The sequence below is a fragment of the Rhodoferax sp. LS1P39 genome, from assembly GCF_056521425.1.
Window position 1 is genome coordinate 36,819 of sequence record NZ_JBWMAV010000014.1, and the last position, 18,168, is coordinate 54,986.

Genomic DNA, 18,168 nt, shown 5'->3' on the forward strand with positions numbered 1-18,168 from the left:
ACCCACCTTCGTCGGCTATGGACATCAACTTAAAAGCGCTGATTGGCAAGCTCAATACCACTTCCCGCGTCGCCACCGAACGTGCGGCCAACCTCTGCATTAGCCGTGGGCACTATGAGGTCGATCTGGAACATCTGTTCTTGGCTCTGCTGGAGGAGCCACGTGGCGACTTTGCGGTAATCAGCCGTAACAGTGGCATCGATCCAGACCGTCTGCAGGCCGACTTGGAGGCCGAGATCAACCGGTTCAAAAGTGGCAATACCCGCACACCCGTACTGTCGCCTCACCTGCAAACCTTGTTTGAACATGCTTGGCTTATTGCTTCGCTGGATAAACAAACCAGCCAGATACGCAGTGGCCATTTGCTTTTGGCCCTGCTTACCCAGACCGATCTGGCCCAACTGGCTTACCGCGGCTCCAGACTCTTTGCACAGTTCAAGCTGGATGGCCTGAAGCACCAGCTTGGCAAGTTGACCCATGGATCGGTGGAGAGCATTCAGCCCTCCAACCTAGTGCCAGATAGGCAAGACCCCGCACATGTCGGTGATCCGATAGGCGACCTTACTACTTCAACTGGCGGCAAAACCCCGGCGCTCGATCAGTACACCACCTGCCTCACCCAGCGGGCTCGCGACGGCAAGGTAGACCCCGTCTTAGGCCGTGATGCCGAAATCCGCCAGGCGGTCGATATTCTGCTGCGTCGCAGGCAAAACAACCCTATCCTCACGGGCGAGGCTGGCGTTGGGAAAACCGCCGTGGTCGAAGGTTTGGCTTTGCGTATCTCCCAGGGCGATGTACCCGAAGTACTGCAGGGTGTCGAAATCCACACTCTGGATATGGGCCTGTTGCAGGCGGGCGCCAGTGTGAAAGGCGAGTTTGAGAATCGCCTGAAGAACGTCATTGACGAGGTCAAACGTAGCCCGCATGGCATTATCCTGTTCATTGACGAAGCCCACACCATGATCGGTGCAGGCGGGCAGGCTGGACAAAACGACGCGGCAAACCTCTTGAAACCGGCCCTGGCAAGGGGCGAGTTGCGCACCATCGCGGCCACTACTTGGAGCGAGTACAAAAAATATTTTGAAAAAGATGCCGCCCTGGCCCGGCGTTTTCAGGTCATCAAGGTCGAAGAGCCCAGTGAGGAACTGGCCTGTGCCATGCTGCGTGGCATGGTGCGTCTTATGGAGGCGCATTTCAATGTGCGCATCTACGACGAAGCCATTACCGAGGCGGTACGCTTGTCACACCGCTACATCAGTGGCCGCCAACTGCCCGACAAGGCCATCAGTGTGCTTGATACTGCGTGCGCCAAAGTGGCCCTGGGCCAAAATGCCCAACCGGCGTTGATCGAGAATATCCGCAAGCATCTCGACCGCATGCACGCTGAAATTGGCAGTCTGCAGCGTGAACAGGCCAGTGGTGGGCAGCACCAGAGCCGCTTGCAAGAACTGACTGCCCAGCGCGATGCCGCTGCAGCCGAACTGGTTTTGCAAACCGCGCGTTGGGATGTTGAGCGCGCTTTGACAGAGAAGATCCAGGCTGCCCGCCAGGCGTTGGAAGTGGCTGTTGCCCACAACACCACCCAGGCTAGTACCTCTGTGGCGACGGTCACACCTGACCCTACCAAGTCCAGCAAAAAAACTGCCAAAGGTAACAGCGTCCCCAACATGCCTGCCAGCCACGAACTCCAGGCCCTGCAGCAACTGATGGCCGAACTCAAAAGCCACCAGGGCGAAACTCCCTTGGTACCAGTGCAGGTAGACGGTCATGTCGTGGCAGAAATTGTGGCCAGTTGGACGGGCATCCCCCTGGGCAAGATGGTAAAGGACGAGATCAAGACTGTCCTCAACTTGCAGCCGCTGCTGCAAGAACGGGTACTCGGTCAGCCCCATGCCATCGCCGCCGTCGCCCAGCGCGTGCGCACGGCACGCGCCAATCTGGACGATCCCAGCAAGCCCAAGGGTGTATTTCTCTTTGTCGGCCCCAGCGGCATCGGTAAAACAGAGACCGCCTTGGCTTTGGCTGAAACCCTCTACGGCGGAGAAAAAAAGCTCATCACCATCAACATGAGCGAATACCAGGAAGCGCACAGCGTGTCGGGCCTCAAAGGCTCGCCGCCGGGGTATGTGGGATACGGCGAGGGCGGCGTGCTCACCGAGGCCGTGCGGCGCAACCCCTACAGCGTGGTACTGCTCGACGAAGTCGAGAAAGCCCACCCTGACGTGCTGGAGCTGTTCTTCCAGGTGTTTGACAAGGGTGTGATGGACGATGCCGAAGGCCGCGAGATCGACTTCAAGAACACCATCATCATCCTCACCAGCAACGTCGCCTCCAGCCAGATGATGCAGGCCTGCCTGAACCAGAGCGCCGACACGCTACCCACCCCCGAGGCCCTGGAAGCACTGATCCGCCCCCAACTGATGAAGGCCTTCAAACCCGCCTTTCTGGGTCGCCTCAAAGTCATCCCCTACTACCCCATCGCCGACGACGTACTGGCGCAAATCATCGCGCTCAAGCTGGACCGCATCCAACGGCGTATCGCCACCAACCACCGCTGCGAATTTGTCTACGACGACGCCCTGGTTGAAGCCGTGCTGCAGCGCTGCACCGAAGTCGATTCCGGAGCGCGCAACGTTGACAACATCCTCAACGGCAGCCTGCTGCCCGAGATTGCCGAAAGCGTGCTTGCACAAATGGCTGCGGGTGGCGAGATCCGCAAAATCAAAGTCACCGCCAGCAAAAAAGGCGACTTCAAGTACGCCATCCAGTAAGCGTCCCCGCTCAAGCAGTCACGCGCATCCCGACCCCGCAGTTCCTCCGCACACCGATAGCGACACCACCCGATGAGCACCTCCCTCGCCAGCCTGTTCACCGGCTGGAGCCAAACCGACCGCCTGCTGCGCCTGCACACCCCGCTGGACGAACCCGGCGGCAACTTGTTGGGCACCCCCAGCCTGCTGGCCGAGCGCTTGCACGCGGTCGAAGGCATCTACCCCGGCAACTACGGCGATGACCACGCCCTTGGTGCCCCCGCCGACCCCCGCTTCTGCGGCACCCTGCTCCTGCTCAGCTGCCTCAGCCTGAACGCTCATCTAGACCTGGACACCCTGGTGGGCCAGCCCATCCTGCTGGAGCTGCTGACCGATGCCAGCCGCACCGACATGCGTCCCTTCCACGGCCACATCCGCAGCGCCCAGCTACTGGGAGCCAACGGCGGCCTGGCCCGCTACCAACTCACCATCGAACCCTGGCTGTCCGCGCTGGGCCAACAACAAGACAGCGCCATCTACCAAGGCCTTAACGTCTTCGACATCCTGGACACCATCTTCAAAGACTACCAAGGCCAGGGCAGGCTCCAACCCCAGTGGCGCTTTGACATCGCAGACATTGCCGCCTACCCCACGCGCAGCCTGACCACCCAGTACTTCGAGACCGACCTGGCCTTCGTCACCCGGCTGATGGCCGAGGAAGGCCTGTTTGGCTGGTTCGAACATACCGGCGACCCCCGCAGCCCCGCTTTAGGCAGCCACACCTTCGTCATCGCCGACCACAACGCTGCCTTCCAGCCCAACCCGCACCCTGAGGTGGACTTCACCCAGGCAGGAACCACCCTGGCACGCGACAGCATCGACCGCTGGCGCAGCCACGGCCAGTGGAGCGTGGACAGCGTCGCCCTCAGCAGCTGGGATTACCGCGGCAACCACACCCGCCCCGTTAGCGCCCAGCGTGCCCAAAACGACGGTGACGCAAGCCGATCCTCCGTCGCGATCGATCTCACCCACCGAGACGACCCCGGCACCTACGCCTTCGAGAGCGTGGCCCAGGGCCAGCGCCTGGCCCGCAACCAACTCCAGGCCCTGAACGTGCGCCAACAGCACAGCACCGCGGCCGGCACCCTGCGCAGCGCAGCGCCCGGCAGCACCATCGTTCTCAATGGCCAGACCCAACCCGACCGTTACGGCCAACAGCCACCCGCCGAACAACGCACCTACACCCTGCTGCGCGTGCAGCACCTGGCGCGCAACAACCTGGATGCCGCCTTGGGCCAGGCCGTCCAGCAACGGCTGGGTCCTGTTCCCCTGGCACCGCCGCTGACCGCAAATGTTGCGATATATGCAAAATCAGGTCCCCGTGCCCATTCCATAAGCGCAAGCAGCTATCAAAACAGTAGTAATGCACCAGCTGAATTAGAAGACACCTGGTGGACCGGTGTGGGCCCTGGCGAAGCGCAAGCCCACAGCGCGCAAGGATTCCACCTTGCCAACGCCAGCCAACCCTTCTACCGCAACCGCCTGGACGCACTGCCCGCCCACATCCCCTACCGGGGGGCCAGCCACGGCCCGCAAGGCCAGCGCCTGCACCCCAAGCCCGCCGTGCACAGCCAGCAAACCGCCATCGTCGTCGGCCCACCAGGCCAACCCGTCTACACCGACCGCGACCACCGCATCAAACTCCAGTTCCACTGGCAGCGCGACACCACCGGCCAAACCGGCAGCCACGCCCGGGTATCGCACCCCAGCAGTAGCCGCCAAGGCAAAGGCCACACCGGTGCACCCGCCAACGAGAAGGCCGGCACCTGGGTGCGTGTAGCCGCCACCCTGGCCCCCACAGCGGGAGCCAACTGGGGCAGCGTGGCCATCCCACGTATCGGCCAGGAAGTCTGGGTGGACTTCCTGGGCGGCGACATCGACCGCCCGGTAGTCACCGGCTGCGTCTACAACGGCAGCGGTGCCCCCGATGCCCAGTACAACCGCCAAGGGCAGGGCGCAGGTGCGGCCACCGGCAACGCCCCCGCGTGGTTCCCAGGCCAGGGCACCCAACCAGACAAAGAAACGGGCAAGGGCCACGCCCACCCCGCCGTCCTCAGCGGCATCAAAACCCAGGCCCTGTCGGGCAGTCAGCACGGCGCGGGTGGCTACAACCAGCTCGTCTTTGACGACAGCCCATCCCAGGCACGCACCGTGCTGCAACACCACAGCCAGGCCCACCAGGGCACCGCCGAGCTCAACCTGGGCCAGTTCCAACACCAAAGCGATAACCAACGCCTGCACCCTGCGGGCTGGGGAGCCGAGCTCAAAACCGTCCACAGCGCCGCCACCCGCGCGGGTGCGGGCCTCTTGCTCAGTGCTGATGCCCGCCCCAACGCCAGCAGAAGCCAGCTCGACAGCACGGAGGCTCAAGCCCAGGCCGACAGCAGCCAGCAGCTGCAAACCCGCCTGGCCGACACGGCGCACAAGCACAACGCCAAGTTCGCCGCCGAAGGCACGCCCGACAAGCTCCCCGCCATCGCAGCCCAAGCGCACAACGCTGAAATACGCGCCACCCAAGACGGACCACAGGGCCAGCAAGTCCCCGCCTACGGCGAGTCGCTCTTGCAGCTTAGCGCCCCCAGCGGCATCCAGGCCCTGACCCCGGCCGACGCCATCCTCAGCGCAGGTGCCACCAGCAGCATCACCGCAGGCCAGGCTATCCAGTTCGCAGCCCAGGGTGGGCACTACCACCTGGTCAAGGCAGGGATCAGCTTCTTCACCTATGGCAAGGTGGGCAACGCCAACAGCCCCAACCAAGAGATCGGCATCGCCCTGCACGCCGCCAGCGGCAAAGTGAGCAGCCAAAGCCAAAGCGGCCCCACCAAATTGACGGCCGACAAAGACCTGACCGTGGCCAGCACCACCGCAGCCGTCTCCATCAGCGCCAAGCTGCATATGCTGCTGACGGCGGGTGGTGCGGGTATCCGTATCGAGGGCGGCAACATCACCATCACCGGGTCCAGTGTGCAGTTTGAGGCCAGTGCCAAGGAGCTGGCGGGGCCGGGGAGTGTGGGTAGTTCGTTGGAGCTGCCGAAACCTGGTGAATTGAAAGGCTGCGCTTTGAAGCTTGGTGCTGCTACGCAAAGTGGCTCTCCCGGCGTAGCGCGATGAGGTGGGAATGGATATACCTCCTCTAACTTTTGATGTATTGACGGATGCCATGGAACAGCTCTATGTCCAGTCCCGTGAATCTGGCTACTGTGATGTATTGCTGGATCCTTTGGCTGGTTTCCCGCTGAAAGATCAAATTGAGGCACTGGATGTGCGAGTGGCCCCTCGCATCTATTTGACCGATCCTTTGTTCAAAGAGGCCCCCCAAGAGGCACCGTTTCTATTACGCGTGCCGGTAGGGGAGTGGCATTTGCTGGAAGCCCTTGTTTTCGTTGCTCAGCAAGAGGCTATTTCCCCTGCCAACTCATTGCGCAGTGTGTGCGGCTTTTTGCAAAGTCCACTCGGCATCGCGAAGTTGGCCAAAAGGCTGACTCGTGCGCTCGATCTCCGTGTGGAGTCGCGAGGCATGTACTTTCGGTATTTTGATCCCCGCATTTTTCACCACTTGCCGCGCTTGTTACCCGCGCTTTCCCTGGGCAGCCTACTAGCAGGGGTAGGGCGATGGTCTTATTGCGTGTGGGATGGAAGCATGGTCATGCAAGATATTCCCACCGAGTCCTCTGTAGCAGTATGGCGGGTTCGACTGACACGTCAGCAGTGGCAGGTGTTTGAGGCCATCGAACACTTCAATGCAACCCAAAAGTTGTTTCTTCAACGTGGGTTGCCTTTCATCCCTGCGCAAACAGCCGCACTGTTCACCCAGGTGCAAGCCGTAATTACTGCCAGTGGCCTGCATGCTCCGACCGACGTTGCCTACTATCTGGCGTGTTGCCAACAGAGCGCGAGCCCGCCATCACAACATCCCGCATGGGCTGAAGTCTTGACTTTGGTTCAAGCGGAGGTGCCATTGGCCGATGCGTTGAAGCAGCTATGTGGCGTTGCCTTATCGGACATCCATGCTGTCTCTACTTAATCAATTACTTAGCAAAACCTGCGCACCATGAGTGGAACCAAAGACTGTAAATTTTGTGACAAGCGTGGCCTGCTATGGTTACCACTGCGATATAGCGCAGTGGTAACTGATGCCGCTGCAGCCTTGACTGTGTTGCCAACGCTTTCGGGCACGCTGGGTCAAGGCGTGACGGATGTTGCCCTGACCCAGGCCAAATACGCTGTACGCTTGCTGCGTCCCGGCTATTTGTATGTGCTGTTAGAGCGCAAAGGTATCAAATACTGGGACGCGTACATGGTGCTGCAAGATGCTTTTCTGTACAAATTCAATCCTGAAGATCCTCCTCGGTTGATACCCACGTTTAGCTGTGAACGCCACACTTGCGGCGTAAATGCCAGTATGGTGGGTATCCCGGAGGCCAACGATGTGCCGACTGTATGGGCTTTATTTACCCCTACGGCCATGACCCAGGCCAAACTAGACGAATACAAAGCCAACGCAGCCGCCTATGCTGCGGCAGGTAAGCTGCAGACCTTCAGCCCTGCGGACTGGCTGGCTAAAAAGACCAATCAACCTCACTCTTTGCTAGCGCCTCAGTTGTTGACCCAAGTAGCTGAATACATGCTGTTCACGCAGCCGGGTAGTCCGTTTGGAACACCACTGGGCATGGCGCTGGAGTGTCAGCTTTTTACGGGTACCCAGGATGCATACGCAGGCTCGCCACCGGATGGTAAAGGCCGTTACGCAGGGCGTTTGGGCAACATTTACAACAAGATCAAGCACGATGGGCATGCCGCTCTGGCGCTGTATGACCACATAGGCATCGCCCAGGAACTTAATAATTTCAGGAATGCGGCGTTGGAGCCGATTGAAGAATTCTTAAAAAAGGCAGACAAAGAAGGTATAGACAATCAGCGCAAGCTAGAGGTGTCGCAGGCTATTGAAGACATCAAAAATGGCTTTATCAGAACGGGGATTGGCCTAGCGCAGAAGCGCATTGAAGCCTTGGAATCGCGCCCCTCTCCAGATATGGATGAAAGCAATACGAAAATTCTGCGAGGTCAGGGGCGCATAAAGGAAGCCGAAGAGCTGGAGGCGCGGGTGAAAAGATCCCAAGCAGCCCGCGATGCCAATCGCCAAAAAATGCTCCAGGGTGCCGACGCCGAAAGGGCATGGAATAGCAAATACGCATCTCAATTGGATATGGACGGTATTGAAGCCTTCCAAAGCCAGCTGACAGCCCTGTCGGAAGCTTGCGCAAAAAAAGCCGACAGCCGTACCGACAGCCATCTGAATTGGCTCACCGCCCCTAGATTGGTAGATGCCTTCGACACCTTTGACCCAGCAGACTTGGGCAGTGGTTTTTGCTTTACGCAAGAGCATTCGCTCTGTACCTTCGGCATGTTCGGTATAGACAAGAACAAACCCAAATTGGCCGAATGGATGAAGGTCAGCAAAGTAGAGCGCACAAACCTCTATATGCGGGCCAATTTGTACAATCAAAAGTCTTTGCAGGAAGAGGCTGGTAAAGCCTTTACCGAGGCACAAACACTCGTCGCCGCTGCCGGTGGCTTGGGGCAGGCTGCCAGTACACCCTGGCTCAAGGCAGGCAAGGGCTTCATAGATGCCCTGAAGAAGACAGACTCTGCTTGGGACGAGTGGTTGCGTGACAAAGTCGTCAAGAGCATCCACGAGGGCAAAACCAAGATACAACCTGGCAACAAAATCCATAACCTCTCCACCTTCCACCGCAGTAATGAAGGGCGCATGTACGCCTGCGTTGCCGAATGGTCGCAAGCCCTGTCTAACAAAGCCGGGAAGATGGACAAACTCATCCAGGCGACCGTGGGCATGCTGCTGTTTGGCAAGCTGGGCGATCTGGTGGAGAAAGTTGGCCTGGAAGAGCTCATGCTCAAGGTCCCGCCTGAAAAACTGGCCGACGGCCATAAAAAACGCAGTGCCCAGCGTAACTTGGAGTTGGCCGAACGCGATGCCGCAAAAAAGGCTGGGCGCCTGCCCAAAAATCTCGTGATGCCAGACCCGATAGACCTGCTCATCCAGGACGAGCAGCGCAAAGTGCGTGACAAAGTCAAACTCACACTGGATGAGCTAGACAAAGGCAAACGCCCGGAAACCAATAACTTCCGTCAGGCCCGCATGGGCGTGCTGCTGATGTCGATTGAAGGCTTAGCCCTGACCCTAAAGCTGAATGGTGATAAAGAATTGTCGGAGCGCGGCAAGTGGGAAGTTGCCGCTTCGGTGCTTTCGCTCACCAGTATCAGTTTTGACGTGGTTTATGCCTTAGCCAAGTCGCTGCGTGAAATCAAACCATTTGAAAAAATGGTTGGGGTGGACACGGCTTTGGACGTGGTACGCGGGGGCCTAAAAATGACTGCGGGCACTTTGAGTGCGGTGGCGGGGGGGATTGCTATGATTTTGGATTTCCACGCCGGATTGGAGGAGACGCAGAAAGACCGACGAAATTGGGTACTTCTCAGCGTGTATTTTTCTCGTAGTTTTATTGGCGGCTTTAATGCCGGCCTAGGTTTTATCGCCGCCTTCTCTTACACAGGCCCACTGCTACTGCGCATGTCCGGCAGCGGTGCGGCAGTAGCCACGCGTTTGGCCCCGTTACTTGCGAACTTCGGAACGTTTGCAACTAAGAAAGTGGCCGTCGCCCGCACCTTATGGCTGATTCGGGTGGCCCGCTTCAACATGATTGGCCTCACCATCACGGTGGTGGAGGTGGGCTACCGTTGCTGGATCATTGACGATGATTTGGAAAACTGGTGCCAAGCCTGCTGCTTTCGCAAAGACAAAAGCAAAGGCTGGCTCAGTGAAAAGCCCTACCCCGATGCCAAGAAAGAGTTGGAAGAACTGGAGAAGGCCTACAAGGCCATATCAGAATGACACAAACATCCCCAGCAGCCATCGCTAGTTTTAACGGCGAAGACCTTTTTCTCGTGGAGGGCACTCTGTCAGAACTACAAGTTGCCCGCACTACGGTCAATCTACTGGAGCAAATTGAAAAGAACATCCAGAGTAAAAGCTTGGTTACAGGCATGGCCGGTGTGGTGGGCGGCATGCACGGCATGGTGGCCAATTCCGCCGCCCTGACCCTGTACGACGGTGAAGACATGTACAACTTTGCTGCGGTGGTGGGCGAACACATCCTGTGCGGCACGTTTGAGCACGCTGATCAGTTCAAGAATGGTGAACCCATCAAAGCGGTGGTGTCTCAACGCGAGGATGTGCTCTTCGTGCATTCCATCATGCAGAGTAAGACCCAGCAGTTTTATATGCCACTGGGGGTGTTCGCAGGTGATAGGGCGTTGTTCAAGCACTGCATGAATGTCGCTTGGGGATTTACAATTTTATTGTGGGTGGTTTTTGGACTCATTTTTTTCTTCATGAACTTGAACAATCCATCGACTAGTGAAGCGACGGCAATCGTTGCTGCGTTTGTGATCTTGGGCGTGCCTTTGATCGCCTTCCCCATGGAATTCTGGACCTACCGCACCTTCCGCGGCATGGGCGGCTATGCAGAGGCCATTTTTCAAGCCTTCGGCTTCCCCAAGCCCAAACGCATTGACCTGCGCAATGTGGGCAGTATGAACTTTGAACCCACAGGCTGGAAGCAGGCTTGGCGTGCAGACCTCATGCTGCAAAAGCTTGGCAGCAAGTAGCCCTGGGTCTATGCAGAACCTGGCTCCTATTGCCTCCTCCAACTTTGCTGCCGTGGTGGGCGAACACATCTTGTTGGCACTTTTGAACATGCAGACCAATTCAAAAACGGTGAACCCATCAAAGCTGATCCAGGGCCGAGCGAATTTGCTGATTTCGCCATGCGCTGCGTAGCCACTTCCGCACAAAAAATCCAATAGAAATGAGCGTAAAGCAGACTTTTGCTTGGGTTGCCTTTGCTCTGTGCTTAGTCTCTTGCGACACATCCACCACCCCGCCCGCCAATGCCTCTAAAGCGTCCGACCCTGAATGCAAGGCCCTACAAGCCCTGGTTACCAAGACCAAAAAGAATTTGGTGTTTGTGGGAGGGGGACTCATTCCAGATGGGCGACTTTGGCATGGTGCACAACGCTGAAAAGCTGCCTTACTACGGCGCGCTGGATTGCGCCATTTCAACGAGACATGCTGCACAGATGTTTGATGCCTTTTCGGCCCGCTGCGCCCATCCAATAAGCGCAAGCAGCTATTTAAACGATAGTAACCCGACAGCGTCGTTGGGTATTTCTTGTTGACCCCAGGCATTCCACCACCACCTCATGGTGCTACATACCAAAGTAGCCCTTAGCGCCCATTCCATAGGCGCAAGTCGCTATCAAAAATGTAGTGACCACTGGCTGCATTCCGCTGGACTACGGTCTGCCATGCCGACGCGATATCCACATTCCCGCCCTACAGCGCCCCGATATGCAGCACGATCATCGACAGGTTGTCGCCGGTGCCGCGTGCCCGGGTGCGGGCGGTTTCCATGAGCATCACGGTGGCTTCCTTGGGGGGCATGCTGCACAGGACTTCGCCGAGCTCGCTCTCGGAAAAATAATGCCATACGCCGTCGCTGCAGGCCATGAGCACGTCGCCAGGGCGGACCTGCGGGATGATGTGGATGTCGACTGGCGGGTCGGCTTCGGTGCCCAGGCAGCCCAGCAGGATGTTGGAGTCGGGGTGGCTGTTGGCTTCTTCGGGGGTGATTTCGCCGCGCTCCACCAGGGTCTGCACATAGGAGTGGTCCAGAGTACGTTTGACCAGCTGGGTGTGGTGGTAGTGGTAGATGCGCGAGTCCCCGGTGTGGGCCCAGAAGCATTGGCCGGTGGGCTGGAGGATGAACAGTGCCGCCGTGCTGTGGGGCTCTTCTTCGGCCGAGATGGCGGTGAGTTTGATGACCAGGTGGGCTTCGTCGATGATGTGCTTGAGCATGCCGGGCGCATCGTCGGTGAAGGGGTCGAAGCGTTCAAACAGTTGCTTGGCCGTCATCATTACCTGGTCGGAGGCCTTGCGCCCGCCGCTGCGTCCGCCCATTCCGTCGGCTACCACGCCCAGGATGCAGCCGCTCACGCGCGGATGGCTGATCAAGGCAAGCTGGTCTTGCTGGTAGTCACGGTCGCCCTTGTGCAGGCACGTCGAAGCCGTAATCTTGAAACCTGGGGTCATGGTGCAATGTTTGGTGGGGGGTTAGCGTGGATCGCGCGGCTCATAATGGCCCAGTTTATCCCCAGCGGATTGCCCCATACCGACACCACTGCCTTGACTGCCAATCTCCATTCCCCTGAACGCCAACTGATCGAGCTGCGCATGGAGCACGCCGACCTGGACGCTACGATCGACTACCTGGTCGAGCACAAGCCGCTGGACGAACTGATGTTGCAGCGCCTAAAAAAACGCCGCCTAGCCCTGCGCGACAGGATTTCACGGCTGGAAATCGCCCTAGACCCCAAAGAGCCCGCCTGATGGACCTGCAAAGCCAGGTGCGCGAGGCGTTTGCGCCGCAGGGCGCGCTGGCCCGCACGGCCGAACACATCCAGCCCCGGCAAGGGCAACTGGATATGGCCTTGGCGATTGGCCGCACCATAGAGGAGGGCGGGGTGCTGGTGGTGGAGGCCGGTACCGGGGTCGGCAAGACCTTTGCCTACCTGGTGCCCGCACTGCTCAGCGGCGAACGGGTGCTGCTGTCGACCGCCACCAAGACCCTGCAGGACCAGCTTTTTGGCCGCGATTTGCCTGGTTTGTTGACGGCCTTGGGCTTGCCGTTGCGTACCGCGCTGCTCAAGGGTCGTGGCAGTTATCTGTGCCTGCATCGCCTGGGCCAGGCGCGCTCCGACCAGCACCATTTCGAGCGGCCTGTGCTGCAAACCCTGGCCCATATCGAGCAGTGGGCGCAGGCCACCCGCAGTGGGGATTTAGCCGAGCTGTCGGATCTGGACGAGCACTCGCCCCTGGTGCCGCTGGTCACGTCCACCCGCGAAAACTGCCTGGGCGCGCAATGCCCGCAGTTCCGTGCCTGCCATGTCAATCTGGCCCGGCGCGAGGCGCTGGCAGCCGATGTGGTGGTGCTGAACCACCACGTTTTTTTTGCCGATCTGGCGGTGCGCGAGTCCGGCATGGCCGAGCTGCTGCCCACGGCCCGCATTGCCATTTTTGACGAGGCGCACCAGCTCAACGAGACCGGGGTGCAGTTTTTGGGCACCCACCTCAGCACCGGTCAATGGCTGGATTTTGCGCGCGACGTATTGGCCGCGGGTTTGCAGCAGGCGCGGGGCCTGGTGGACTGGCAAGAGGTGGTGTTGAAGCTGGAACGGGCGGTACGCGAGCTGCGCCTGGTGGTCGGCAAGCTGCCTGCGGGCAGCAAGTTGCGCTGGTCGGGTGTGGCACCCAATGGCGTGCCGGAGGCCTTGTGGAGCGATGCCATGGCCGATGTAGTCGCGGCCTTGCGGCAGGCGATCCTGGCACTGGACACGGTGACCGAGTTGGCCCCCGACTTTGTGCGCCTGCATGCCCGCGCCGTGGGCTTGTCTGAACGCGTGCAGCAGTTTGCCGAAGTTTGTGATGCGGCATCGGTGCGCTGGCTGGACGTGGGCCAGCAATTGCGCCTGACCGAATCGCCACTGGATATCGCCCACGCGGTGCAAACCCGCTTGTTGGCCCCCACCGAGGGGGCGCAGGCCAAGTCCTGGGTGTTCACCTCGGCCACCTTGGGCGACGATGCGCGCCTAGCCTGGTTTACCGAGCGCTGCGGTCTGCAGGATGCCACCTGCCTGCGGGTGGAGAGTCCGTTTGACTACGCCAGCCAGGCCGCGCTGTACGTGCCGCGCCATCTGCCCAAGCCCAGCGACCCGTCGCATAGCGCGCAGGTCGCTGCATTGGCCACCGAAGCGGCCCGGCAACTGGGTGGGCGCACCATGGTGCTGACCACCTCGCTGCGGGCTTTGCGCACCATTGGCGACAACCTGCAGGCCACATTTGCGGGCAGCGCGGAGATCGAGGTACTGGTGCAGGGGCAATGGCCCAAGCGACGCCTGATGGAGCGTTTGCGCCAGGGCAGCGCGGACGGCAAACCGGGTTGTGTGCTGGTGGCATCGGCCTCATTTTGGGAGGGGGTGGATGTGCCGGGCGAGATGCTGCAGCTGGTCATCATCGACAAGCTGCCGTTTCCGGCACCCAACGACCCGGTGGTGGAGGCGCGCACCCAGCGCATCGAGGCCGAAGGTGGCAGCCCCTTCATGGACTATTTTGTGCCTGAGGCCGCCGTGGCGTTGAAGCAGGGCGCGGGCCGCCTGATACGGCATGAATCCGACCGGGGGGTGCTGGTGGTCTGCGACACCCGGCTGGTGGGTATGGGGTATGGCAAACGCATTCGGGCGGCGTTACCGCCCATGCGGGTGCTGAAAACCGAAGATGAGTTTCAGCAAGCCCTGGAGGGCTTGGGCCCGGTTACCAAATCTTCCACCACGGCGAATCCTTGGCCTTGAAGCCGTTGGCGGTGTACTGGCTGTTCGGGAAGTTCATGGCCAACACCCGCTGGGTGTCGTCGCGCAACTGCGTCATGCCCAGTGCTTCGTACGACTTGACCATGATGTACAAGGCTTCTTCCACGGCGGGCACGTTGCTGTAATCCGCCAAGGTGGCCTGGGCCCGGTTGATGGCGGCCACATAGGCACCCCGGCTGTAGTAGTAGCGCGCCACATGCACTTCGTACTTGCCCAGCGAATTCACGATGTACACCATGCGTTGGCGGGCATCGGAGGTGTAGCGCGAGTCGGGGAAGCGGGTGCTCAATTCCTTGAACGCTTCAAACGATTCCTTGGCGGCCTTTTGGTCGCGTTCGGACAGGTCCTGGCGGCTCAGAAACGAAAACAGGCCCAGATCTTCGTTGAAGTTGATGATGCCCTTGAGGTACAGCGCGTAGTCCAGCGCGGAGCTGGACGGGTGGAGTTTGAGGAAGCGGTCCAGCGTGGCCAGCGCCTGGGCCTTGTCGCCTGTCTTGTAGTGGGCATAGGCTTTTTCCAGCTGCGCTTGCTGGGCCAGCGGCGTACCTGCGGCGCGGCCTTCGAGTTTTTCAAACAGGCTCACAGCCTTGTCGAAAGACCCGGAGTTCATTTCGTCCTTGGCTTCCGAATAAATCTTGTTCGGGCTCCAACCAATGGTCTTGTCTGCTTCCACCGTAGCGCAGGCCGACAGGAGCGCCGCAATACCTACCGCCAAGAGGCTGGGGAACACCGATAATCTAGAACGAAACATCACTGGCTACTTTCTTGAAACTAAGCGATTTGATTATATCGACCGACCCTGCAGGCGAAGAGCTGGCCGAACCCGGCCTTGATTCTGTCCTTGAGAGCGAGCTGCGTCCTCTCACCATCACCGAAGCACAGCACGGCGGACGGCTGGACCGCGCGCTGGTCGACCTGGTGCCGGAGTTCTCACGCAGCTATCTGCAGCAGCTGATTGAGTCGGGGGCGGTGACCCTGCAGGGCCGCCTGGCCACCAAGCCGTCGGCCAAGGTGCGGGCGGGCGAGGTGGGCACCATCGAGTTGCGCCCCACCTTGCAAAGCCAGGCTTTCAAACCCGAGGCCATGGCGCTGGACGTGGTGTTTGAGGACGAACACCTGCGTGTCATCCACAAACCCGCCGGGCTGGTGGTGCACCCGGCACCGGGCAACTGGAGCGGTACCCTGCTCAACGGCCTATTGGCGCGCGATGTGCAGGCCCAGGTGCTGCCCCGCGCAGGCATCGTGCACCGGCTGGACAAAGACACCAGCGGCCTGATGGTGGTGGCGCGCACCCGGGCTGCCATGGATGCCTTGGTAGCCCTGATCGCCGCGCGCGAGGTGAGCCGCCAATACCTGGCCCTGGCGCACAAGCCCTGGACCGGTTCGGCCCACCGCAGCGTTGAGCTACCGATTGGCCGCGACCCGCGCAACCGGCTGCGCATGGCGGTGGTGGACCTGGCGACGCAGGGTGGCAAAACCGCCCGCACCGATATCGCCCTGCTGCACAACTTCGACCAGGGCTGTTTGGTGCGCTGCACATTGCATACTGGCCGCACCCACCAGATCCGGGTGCACATGGCTTCTGCCGGGCATCCCCTGGTGGGCGACACGGTGTACGGCGGCACCCCGGCGGCGGGGCTGGCGCGGCAGGCCTTGCACGCGACCCAACTGGCGTTTGTGCACCCTGTGACCGGCGAGGCCTTGAAATTCCATGCGCCCTTGCCCACCGACATGCGCGCTGCACTGGCCGACTGGGGCCTCAGTTACAATGGCTAAAAGCGTTTTGAAGCTCAGGCAGTAGTTCTGACGCTCGCCGGTTTTTGCGACACCCTGCACATTGCGTTCAGGGCTGGCTGCAATCTGAAACCCACGCCATCGATTTTGTGCCGACCAGGCATGTTTTCCCGGAATATTGAAACACCATGAACACGGCAGAGGCCAAGCGCGTCCTCGAAGCTGCGCTGATTTGCGCGCAGCAGCCCTTGCCTGTGCGCGATATGCGCGTGCTGTTTGACGACGCGCTGGGTGCCGATACCGTAAAGGCGCTGTTGCAGGACCTGCAAAACGATTGGGCCCAGCGCAGTGTGGAGCTGGTGCAGGTCGCCAGCGGCTGGCGTTTCCAGAGCCGCCCCGAGATGCGCGAGTACCTGGACCGGCTGCACCCTGAAAAGCCGCCGCGTTACAGTCGCGCCACGCTGGAGACCCTGGCCATCATTGCCTACCGCCAGCCCGCCACACGGGGCGACATGGAAGAAATCCGCGGTGTCACCATCAGCGCCATGATCATCAAGCAGCTGGAAGACCGGGGCTGGATCGAGGTGATTGGCCACCGCGAAACCGTGGGCCGCCCGGCCTTGTTTGCCACCACCCGCCAGTTTCTGGACGATTTGGGCTTGGCTTCGCTGGACCAATTGCCAGTGGCCGACGACCCTGTGCAGCGTGCCGAGTTGCTGGCATCGCTGACCCGTACCGAAGAGCCCGGCCCTATTTTTCCGATTTCCCCTGAGGGCTCCGCCGAGACGGTGGAGGCCCCGATAACCGAGATACCCCATGAACACCCCTGACGACTCCTTGCCGCTGCCCCCTCCCGTTGTGACGACCGAGGAGGGCAACCGCTTTCTGGACGTGGTGTCGGGCCAGTTCGATGCCGACGAAGAGGTGCCGGACCTGGCACCTGCCAAACGGGTTCTGCTGCCCCAGGCCGAAAGCCCCAAGCTGCACAAGGTGCTGGCCCAGGCCGGCATGGGTTCGCGCCTGGAAATGGAGCAGCTCATCTTGGAAGGCCGTATCTCGGTCAATAACGAACCCGCCCACATCGGCCAGCGCGTGCAGTTTGGCGACTCGGTCAAGGTCAATGGCAAGCCGGTGCGTTTCCGCATCGAGCCGCCGCCCGCCCGTGTGATTGCGTACCACAAGCCCGTCGGCGAAGTGGTCACCAACGACGACCCGCAAAACCGCCCCACCGTGTTCCGCCGCCTGCCCAAGCTGTACCAGGGCAAGTGGCAGTCGGTCGGTCGGCTGGATTTGAACACCGAAGGCCTGCTGCTGTTCACCAGCTCGGGCGAGCTGGCCAACCAGCTGATGCACCCGCGTTTTGGCCTGGAGCGGGAGTACGCAGTGCGCGTGCTGGGCGCTTTGAACAAGGAAGAAAAGCAGCGCCTGCTCGACGGTGTCAAGTTGGATGACGGCATGGCCTCGTTTGGCAGCATCGAAGAAGGCGGCGGCGAGGGTTCCAACTGCTGGTACCGCGTTACCATTTCCGAAGGCCGCAACCGCGAAGTCCGCCGCATGCTGGAAGCCGTGGGCCACGCGGTGAGCCGACTCATCCGTATCCGTTACGGTGCCATGCTCTTGCCGCGCGGCCTTAAGCGCGGTGGTTGGATGGAGCTGGACGAGCGCGACATCCAGGCCCTGGTCCGGGCGGCCAACAAGGCCCCGGCAGGCGAGTTCGACGAAGTACCCCGCCAGGCCCGTGCGCCCAGCCACCGCCCGCCGAATCCCCTGGATAAACGTGAAGCGCCCAACCGTACCCGCGGTGGCCGCAACACCGGGGGCCGCGGCCCGCGCCCATCGGGTGCCAATGCACCCATGGCACCGAACCCGCTGATGACCAACCAGATCGGCGGCAAAGGCCGTGGCCCGGTGCGCAAAGACACGGGCGGCCAACCCGATCCGATGAAAACCTCGCTGGGCTACATCGGAGGCGACAGCCTGGCGCGCCAGCGCAAGGAGCCGAACCAGGGTGGGCCACGCCGTGGCGGCAGTGGTGGTAACGGAGGTGGTGGCAATGGCGGCCGCAGCGGAGGCCGTAACCGTTAAGTACCCCGCCCGGTACCGCAATCGCTTACACCAC

Annotated in this window: 12 protein-coding genes; 10 read left to right on the forward strand and 2 right to left on the reverse strand. The window is 60.6% G+C overall.

Annotation, left to right across the window (positions count from 1 at the left end):
• The first annotated feature begins 17 nt into the window (after positions 1-17).
• The 5 genes from tssH to AC097O_RS19135 all read left to right on the forward strand — a co-directional run bounded on the left by tssH (position 18) and on the right by AC097O_RS19135 (position 10,499).
• The gene (gene tssH, locus AC097O_RS19115) at positions 18-2,771 is read left to right on the forward strand and encodes a type VI secretion system ATPase TssH (protein ID WP_479594454.1); all 2,754 of its coding nucleotides are present in this window, start codon (positions 18-20) and stop codon (positions 2,769-2,771) included.
• Between the two features lie 72 nt (positions 2,772-2,843).
• Complete coding sequence (locus tag AC097O_RS19120; RefSeq protein ID WP_479594455.1) at positions 2,844-5,921, forward strand: type VI secretion system Vgr family protein; 3,078 nt, start codon at positions 2,844-2,846, stop codon at positions 5,919-5,921.
• Positions 5,922-5,928: 7 nt separating this feature from the next.
• A complete protein-coding gene (locus AC097O_RS19125; RefSeq protein ID WP_479594456.1) occupies positions 5,929-6,834 on the forward strand; it encodes a DUF4123 domain-containing protein in 906 nt (301 codons plus the stop codon).
• 27 nt (positions 6,835-6,861) lie between these two features.
• Positions 6,862-9,723: a T6SS effector BTH_I2691 family protein gene (locus AC097O_RS19130; RefSeq protein WP_479594457.1), complete on the forward strand. Its 2,862-nt coding sequence runs from the start codon at positions 6,862-6,864 to the stop codon at positions 9,721-9,723.
• The gene (locus AC097O_RS19135) at positions 9,720-10,499 is read left to right on the forward strand and encodes a putative type VI secretion system effector (RefSeq protein WP_479594458.1); all 780 of its coding nucleotides are present in this window, start codon (positions 9,720-9,722) and stop codon (positions 10,497-10,499) included. Before AC097O_RS19130 ends, AC097O_RS19135 begins: the two co-directional genes overlap by 4 nt.
• 727 nt (positions 10,500-11,226) lie before the next feature.
• Here AC097O_RS19135 and AC097O_RS19140 read toward each other — a convergent pair.
• Complete coding sequence (locus AC097O_RS19140) at positions 11,227-11,982, reverse strand: PP2C family protein-serine/threonine phosphatase (protein WP_479594459.1); 756 nt, start codon at positions 11,980-11,982, stop codon at positions 11,227-11,229.
• Between the two features lie 93 nt (positions 11,983-12,075).
• On the opposite strand from AC097O_RS19140, the gene AC097O_RS19145 reads away from it, so the two are divergent.
• On the forward strand, positions 12,076-12,279 hold the full coding sequence (locus tag AC097O_RS19145; RefSeq protein ID WP_315189113.1) for a YdcH family protein: 204 nt from the start codon (positions 12,076-12,078) through the stop codon (positions 12,277-12,279).
• On the forward strand, positions 12,279-14,297 hold the full coding sequence (locus AC097O_RS19150; RefSeq protein ID WP_479594460.1) for an ATP-dependent DNA helicase: 2,019 nt from the start codon (positions 12,279-12,281) through the stop codon (positions 14,295-14,297). Before AC097O_RS19145 ends, AC097O_RS19150 begins: the two co-directional genes overlap by 1 nt.
• On the opposite strand, the gene AC097O_RS19155 is transcribed toward AC097O_RS19150, so the two are convergent.
• A complete protein-coding gene (locus tag AC097O_RS19155) occupies positions 14,260-15,066 on the reverse strand; it encodes an outer membrane protein assembly factor BamD (RefSeq protein WP_315189108.1) in 807 nt (268 codons plus the stop codon). The two genes, AC097O_RS19150 and AC097O_RS19155, sit on opposite strands and share 38 nt — an antisense overlap.
• Positions 15,067-15,098: 32 nt before the next feature.
• Here AC097O_RS19155 and AC097O_RS19160 point away from each other — a divergent pair, with 32 nt between their 5' ends.
• The 3 genes from AC097O_RS19160 to AC097O_RS19170 all read left to right on the forward strand — a co-directional run bounded on the left by AC097O_RS19160 (position 15,099) and on the right by AC097O_RS19170 (position 18,134).
• Positions 15,099-16,091, forward strand: a complete 993-nt coding sequence (locus tag AC097O_RS19160) for an RluA family pseudouridine synthase (RefSeq protein ID WP_479594553.1) — start codon at positions 15,099-15,101, stop codon at positions 16,089-16,091.
• 146 nt (positions 16,092-16,237) lie between these two features.
• On the forward strand, positions 16,238-16,879 hold the full coding sequence (scpB, locus tag AC097O_RS19165) for an SMC-Scp complex subunit ScpB (protein ID WP_479594461.1): 642 nt from the start codon (positions 16,238-16,240) through the stop codon (positions 16,877-16,879).
• On the forward strand, positions 16,866-18,134 hold the full coding sequence (locus AC097O_RS19170; protein ID WP_479594462.1) for a pseudouridine synthase: 1,269 nt from the start codon (positions 16,866-16,868) through the stop codon (positions 18,132-18,134). Before scpB ends, AC097O_RS19170 begins: the two co-directional genes overlap by 14 nt.
• Positions 18,135-18,168: the final 34 nt, after the last annotated feature.

Bases quoted from the DNA above. Each gene is read 5' to 3' on its own strand.
- tssH (WP_479594454.1), top strand. From the start codon at position 18: ATGGACATCAACTTAAAAGCGCTGATTGGCAAGCTCAATACCACTTCC.
- AC097O_RS19120 (WP_479594455.1), top strand. From the start codon at position 2,844: ATGAGCACCTCCCTCGCCAGCCTGTTCACCGGCTGGAGCCAAACCGAC.
- AC097O_RS19125 (WP_479594456.1), top strand. From the start codon at position 5,929: ATGGATATACCTCCTCTAACTTTTGATGTATTGACGGATGCCATGGAA.
- AC097O_RS19130 (WP_479594457.1), top strand. From the start codon at position 6,862: ATGAGTGGAACCAAAGACTGTAAATTTTGTGACAAGCGTGGCCTGCTA.
- AC097O_RS19135 (WP_479594458.1), top strand. From the start codon at position 9,720: ATGACACAAACATCCCCAGCAGCCATCGCTAGTTTTAACGGCGAAGAC.
- AC097O_RS19140 (WP_479594459.1), bottom strand. From the start codon at position 11,982: ATGACCCCAGGTTTCAAGATTACGGCTTCGACGTGCCTGCACAAGGGC.
- AC097O_RS19150 (WP_479594460.1), top strand. From the start codon at position 12,279: ATGGACCTGCAAAGCCAGGTGCGCGAGGCGTTTGCGCCGCAGGGCGCG.
- AC097O_RS19155 (WP_315189108.1), bottom strand. From the start codon at position 15,066: ATGTTTCGTTCTAGATTATCGGTGTTCCCCAGCCTCTTGGCGGTAGGT.
- scpB (WP_479594461.1), top strand. From the start codon at position 16,238: ATGAACACGGCAGAGGCCAAGCGCGTCCTCGAAGCTGCGCTGATTTGC.
- AC097O_RS19170 (WP_479594462.1), top strand. From the start codon at position 16,866: ATGAACACCCCTGACGACTCCTTGCCGCTGCCCCCTCCCGTTGTGACG.